The sequence below is a fragment of the Flavobacterium rhizophilum genome, from assembly GCF_046000485.1.
Lineage (GTDB): Bacteria > Bacteroidota > Bacteroidia > Flavobacteriales > Flavobacteriaceae > Flavobacterium > Flavobacterium rhizophilum.
The window spans coordinates 439,651-446,135 of the sequence record NZ_JBELQB010000001.1; the positions used below are offsets into that span (position 1 = coordinate 439,651).

Annotated in this window: 6 protein-coding genes; all 6 read left to right on the forward strand. The window is 38.9% G+C overall.

Features of this window, described 5'->3' with window-relative positions; genetic code table 11:
- Window positions 1–47 precede the first annotated feature (47 nt).
- Complete coding sequence (locus tag ABS768_RS02040; RefSeq protein ID WP_408073286.1) at window positions 48–587, forward strand: phage tail protein; 540 nt, start codon at window positions 48–50, stop codon at window positions 585–587.
- Between the two features lie 44 nt (window positions 588–631).
- Window positions 632–1,174, forward strand: a complete 543-nt coding sequence (locus ABS768_RS02045; protein ID WP_408073287.1) for a phage tail protein — start codon at window positions 632–634, stop codon at window positions 1,172–1,174.
- A 28-nt stretch (window positions 1,175–1,202) separates the two neighbouring features.
- The gene (locus tag ABS768_RS02050) at window positions 1,203–1,745 is read left to right on the forward strand and encodes a phage tail protein (protein ID WP_408073289.1); all 543 of its coding nucleotides are present in this window, start codon (window positions 1,203–1,205) and stop codon (window positions 1,743–1,745) included.
- A 53-nt stretch (window positions 1,746–1,798) separates the two neighbouring features.
- Window positions 1,799–2,929, forward strand: coding sequence for an ABC transporter substrate-binding protein (locus ABS768_RS02055; RefSeq protein ID WP_408073290.1), 1,131 nt, complete (start codon window positions 1,799–1,801; stop codon window positions 2,927–2,929).
- Window positions 2,926–3,867: a methionyl-tRNA formyltransferase gene (locus ABS768_RS02060; RefSeq protein ID WP_408073291.1), complete on the forward strand. Its 942-nt coding sequence runs from the start codon at window positions 2,926–2,928 to the stop codon at window positions 3,865–3,867. Before ABS768_RS02055 ends, ABS768_RS02060 begins: the two co-directional genes overlap by 4 nt.
- A gap of 36 nt (window positions 3,868–3,903) precedes the next feature.
- The coding region (locus ABS768_RS02065) for a beta strand repeat-containing protein (RefSeq protein WP_408073292.1) at window positions 3,904–6,485 on the forward strand (2,582 nt) is incomplete at its 3' end.

Here is a 6,485-nt window from a genome sequence, read left to right on the forward strand (position 1 = left end):
CCAAATCTTAAAATCAAATATATGTTTCACTTAAAAACTTTAAAATTATGGAAGGTTACATTGGAGAAATAAGACTCTTTGCTGCCAATTTTTCACCAAGAAATTGGGCTTATTGCAACGGAGGCCTTATAGCGATAAGTAGCAATACTGCTTTATTTGCAATATTAGGCACTACTTATGGTGGTAACGGAATACAGACTTTTGCACTACCAAACCTTATAGGAAGAACTGCAATAGGTGCCGGTCATGGAGCAGGACTTAGCTATTACGACGCAGGAGAAATGGCAGGTACAAATACCAGAACATTATTAAGTAATAATTTACCGGTACACTCACATGATGCTACTGCTACAGTAGCTGCTCCTGCTTATTCGGATGAAGGAGATACCGATTCTCCTACAAATCATGTTCTTGCCGCAAAATCAGGTATGTATAGTACTGAAGCCCCTGATACAAGTCTAAGTTCATACCAAAATACATTTATGACTAATGTTACAGGATCAAATTATCCCATAAACATTACCCAACCATTACAGGCTACAAATTATATTATTTGTATGTATGGAATTTTTCCGTCTCGTAACTAAAGGATTAAAAACTTAATAAAGTAAAACTTTTAAAATTTAAAATTATGGAAGGATATATAGGAGAGGTTCGCTTATTTGGAGGAAATTTTGCCCCAAGAGGCTGGGCTTTTTGCCAAGGACAAACTTTATCAATTTCAACATATGATGCTCTTTTTAGCCTTATAGGTACTATTTATGGAGGTGATGGGAGAACTACATTTCAACTACCTGATTTACAGGGAAGGGTCGCTATAAATCCGGGACAGGCAGATGGCAATACCATAAATACTGTACTAGGACAAAAAGGAGGTGCAGAAACACATACTATGATTGTTGGCGAAATGCCTTCACATACACATACTGCTACAGGAACAGCTATAATACCTGCAAATACAGCCCCGGGTAATACAGCTACACCTACAGGACATGTTCTTGCTTCACTAGCAGGTACCTATTCGTCCGAACCTCAGGATACGACAATTACAGCAACTAGTGCTGCTGCTCAGGTTGGTAATTCAGGATTATCAGTTCCTTTTCAAATTATTCAGCCTTATACCTGTTTAAACTATATTATTTGCCTGGAAGGAATTTATCCAAGCAGAAACTAACTTTTAATTAATTTATAAAATTAGAATTATGGAAGGAACCATGGCAGAAATACGTTTGTTTGCCCCAAACTTTGCTCCAAAATTTTGGTCGTTTTGTGAAGGTCAAACATTAGCAATATCAAGTAATACCGCTCTTTTTAGTCTTATTGGCACCATTTATGGCGGTGATGGAAGAACCACATTTAAACTACCTGATTTTAGAAGTAGGGTACCTGTAGGAGCAGGCCCCTCAAATACAGGGATTACTGCATACACTATGGGCGAAGTTAGTGGTACAGCTACGGTAACAGCAACTGTTGCAAACTTACCGGCACATATTCACTCTGGCATGCTAAATTATGCCCTGCCGGCATATTCAGATGAGGGAGATACCGCAATACCTACAGGAGCCGGCTTAGCGTCTGCAAGTGGGCTTTTCTCTACAAATCCACCTAATACTTCTTTACACCCGGCTGATGCACACATAACAATTGGAAATAAAGGTGGAGGCGCACCTTTTAGTATTATGCAACCTTATCTAAGTATAAACTACATTATTTGTGTTCAGGGGATATTCCCTAGCAGAAACTAAATTTTAATAATAACTCCCCCGGTTATAAATCCGGGGGTTATAAAAACCCTACTATGAAATTAGGTTTACTACTCACAAAATCAGTAATATACCCTTCAATTGGCTTTGATATTGTTGACGGACTTAAAGCTTCCCTAAAAAATCAGGGCTGTGAAAGTGAATATCAAATACTATCAAAAAATATTGGTGTAGGAGGTAATAACGATGAAATATATTCGTGTGCAGAGCAATTGCTACTGGAAGGGGCTGATATTGTTATTGGCTATATAAACCCGCACGCGGCAGAGGCTATCTCTCCCCTATTTGAGAATTCCGGTAAAACATTACTGGTATTAGACAGTGGTTACCATTTGCCAGTTTATGAATCTGTATTACCAAATACTTACTTCATTTCACTTCAGGGTAATTTATGTTCAAGAGCAATTGTTAATAAAGCTTTTAGTGATGGTAATAAAAATTTTGCGGTAGCATGCTCTTTCTTTGATGCCGGATATCGTTCACCATACATATATTCTGCTGCCAGTGAAGAAAAAGGCGGAGCCGTAACATTTAATTATGTAACCCCTTTACGAAAAGCAGACTTTACACTTGATCCCCTTATTAACTACTTGAACGAAAATAAAGACACAGCCATTTTTGTCTCTTTTTGTGGTGACATGACCGAAGATTACTTAAATGAAAGTGCGAAACTTGAAAGTCTTTCAAAAAATAATACTTACGCAAGTAGCTTTACTGCAGAAGAAAACTGGCTTGATAAAATTACCTATCCGGGGTATGACTGGTATAGTGCTGTGCCGTGGTCAAAGAATATAGATACTCCTGCAAATAACGAATTCAAAAATATAATGGGGAGCATCCGTCCCGAAAAAATAAACGTTTTTTCACTACTGGGTTGGGAAGCTGCATTGTATATAAGTAAATCAAACAACTTTAATTTTGACGGACTTATTATAGATTCACCGAGAGGAAGTGTATTCATGAACCCATCAACAAAACACTCTGAAGCACCTGTGTATTATGCCACAGTTACTAAAAAAAGTGATACTAATACCTGTGTTCTAACCAATATTACTGAAGTAAGCGACCTTACCGAAGATCGTAATGGCTTATTAAAAGATATTGAGTATATAAAAAATAACATCTCCAATTCATGGCTTAACTCTTATGCCTGCTTAGATTCATGATAGCAACAGCTCCAAAAATAATAGTATTATGTAACAACCGTATGGCTATACCGGCACTGCAAAGCTTGGGTAGCCTTAATATGTTATGTGCTATTGGTGTTCCAAAAAATAATCAGGAGGTTATTGAAATATGCTCTGCTATTGCAACAGCATTAAAAATACCTCTTCTGCTTTTAAGTAAAGATATTTTAGATAAAAGCTTAAGTGAACTTATTGGCAATACAAAAGCCAATTATGTTTTTACGATGACATTCCCCTGGAAAATATCCCAAAAAATGATTGCTGATTTCCCTAATACATTTTACAACTTTCATTACGGACTACTTCCTGAAATGAGGGGAGCCGATCCTGTGTTTGAGTGTTTAAGACAGGGCGTAAAGGAAACCGGAATCACCATTCATAAAATTGAAAAAGATATAGATACAGGGTCTATACTACTCAAAAAACAAATTCCTGTAGAGGCGACTACAACTCATGGCTTTTTATGTACCAGTCTTTCTTATCTGGGAGCACATATACTGCCGGAAGTAATTTCTCTACTACAATCAGGTGTTAACGGTATTCCACAGGATAGCAATAAGGTAAACTATTACAAAAGGCCGGGTATAAAAGATGTATGCCTTAACTGGCATAATCAGGATGCAAAATCGGCACAATCGTTAATAAGAGCATGCAACCCCTGGAATAAAGGGGCTTATACACAATGGAAAGGATGGAATATAAGGATAATAGAGGCTTCTGCTATTGATTTACCTACAGAAACAGAAAATAATCCGGGAACAATACTAAGTATTGATGAAAATGACGGACTCATTATACAATGTAATAATAACACCCAGCTAAGGGCTGATATTATTTATACAGACGAAGGATACATGAGCGGGCATCGTTTGCTTGCTTTTGGTGTGAAAAAAGGCGAACATTTTGTCAGTTTATAATCAAATCTAACCAGTTCATTTATAAATAAATATTATATGAAGTATTTTTACTCTAAATTAAAATTCTGCTTAACAGGATTTTTTATGATAGGGTTGTTTTTATTAGCGGGAGAAAAGGCTAATTCGCAAACCACCCTTAGCCCCGGGGACATATTGTTCACCGGTTTTGATGCAACCTATTCCCCTTCTAATGGGGATGCATTCTCATTTGTATTACTTAAAGATATTACATCCGGCACAGTGATAAGTTTTACTGACAGGGGATATTTTGGAGGTAGTAGCTGGCAAAGCGTAAGTACAATCAGCTCTGAATCAGACATAACCTGGACTTCAAGTAGTGCACTAAGTTTGGGAACCCAAATTTATATAAAAGGATTAACAGCAAGTGTGTTTGACCCTTCAGGGGGAACATATACCCCAAACGGTACAGTTTTATTAACTAACGGCACATCTTCTAACGGTTTAAATCTTTCAGCTGTTGGTGATGAGATTATCGCTTATCAGGGAGGTAGCGGATCGGTTACCGGTAGTGGTGTTACAATTATAGCCGGTATTAATTATTATTATTGTGTAGGAGGAACAAACTCTACTGCCGTTTGGAATATTGGTTGTGATGGCTTTGTAAACGCTTCACAAATGCCTCCCGGACTTACCGGAGGTTTTGATGCTTATTTTACAGGAGCTATATCAGGCAATGATACTCCAGATGCAGCGTATTTTAGTTGTACCGGAGGATCACTTAGTACAGCTAGCCAGATAAGAACCGCTGTTATGAATCCTGCAAACTGGGTTCTTAGCGCAACTACAGTAACATTACCAAATACATGTACTTTTGGCGGAACACCACCACCCCCACCTCCAACAGTTACTAATCCTGTTAACGTATATGGTTGTCTTAATGGTAATACTTCTCTTTCTGTTACCGCCACAGATGCCGATACATACCAGTGGCAGATATCTACTAACGCTACAACTTTTTCAGATATATCAAACGGTGGTATTTACTCAGGTGCTACTACCGCTACACTAAACCTAACCGGGCTCACTAGTTCTGTAAATCAATATTTTTATCGTTGTGTTGTGAGTAATACTTCAGGGACAGCCACCTCATCATTTACAACAGTTAGTGTATTCACCGCTAATATTACTCATCAAAGTGATGTTTCCTGTTATGGTGGTTCAGACGGAGGTATCCAAGTATATGGAAGTAGTGGTGTTCCACCATACACTTTTGTATGGAGTACTGGTCCTACAACAATTAATTCTTATTCCAATTCAAATACATTAGGCGGGCTTCCTGCAGGGACATATTCTGTTACAATAACAGATGGTAATGGTTGTACTGCTACTGCTTCGACAACACTTACACAGCCTACTACAGCCGTTTCAACTACTACAGTTGTAAATTCAAACGCAACCTGTGGTTCATATAACGGACAGGCAACTACAACACCAACAGGAGGTAACCCTCCCTATCATTATGAATGGTCTGACGGAGGTACTGGTGCCATAAATTACTCCCTTCCGGCAGGTACTCATACTGTAATTGTATACGACAGCAACAATTGTTCATTTACTGATACTGTTACCATAACAGCTAATGACACTACTGCTCCTGTGGCTAATGTAGCAACACTACCTACTATAACAGCACAATGTGAGGTAACTGCAGGAACAATTACTGCGCCTACAGCTACTGATAACTGTGCAGGAACGGTAACTGCTACAACTACTGATCCGCTTACTTACTCCACTCAGGGTACGTATACTATAACATGGACCTATGATGACGGTAACGGTAACACAACTACACAAACACAAACAGTAATAGTAGATGATACTACTGCGCCTGTGGCTGATGTAGCAACACTTCCAACTATAACAGCACAATGCGAGGTTACTGCAGGTACAATTACTGCGCCGACAGCTACAGATAACTGTGCAGGAACGGTAACTGCTACAACTACTGATCCGCTTACTTACTCCACTCAGGGTACTCATACTATAACATGGACCTATGATGACGATAACGGTAACACAACTACGCAAACACAAAATGTAATAATAGATGATACTACTGCGCCTGTGGCTGATGTAGCAACACTTCCAACTATAACAGCACAATGTGAGGTAACTGCAGGAACAATTACAGCGCCTACTGCTACTGATAACTGTGCAGGAACAATAACCGCGACAACTACTGATCCGCTTACCTATTCTGCTCAGAATGGCTATACTATAACATGGACGTATGATGACGGTAACGGTAACACAACTACGCAAACACAAAATGTAATAGTAGATGACACTACTGCTCCTGTGGCTGATGTAGCAACACTTCCAACTATAACAGCACAATGTGAGGTAACTGCAGGAACAATTACAGCGCCTACTGCTACTGATAACTGTGCAGGAACAATAACCGCGACAACTACTGATCCGCTTACCTATTCTGCTCAGAATGGCTATACTATAACATGGACGTATGATGACGGTAACGGTAACACAACTACGCAAACACAAAATGTAATAGTAGATGACACTACTGCTCCTGTGGCTGATGTAGCAACACTTCCAACTATAACAGCACAATGTGAGGTAACTGCAGGAACAATTAC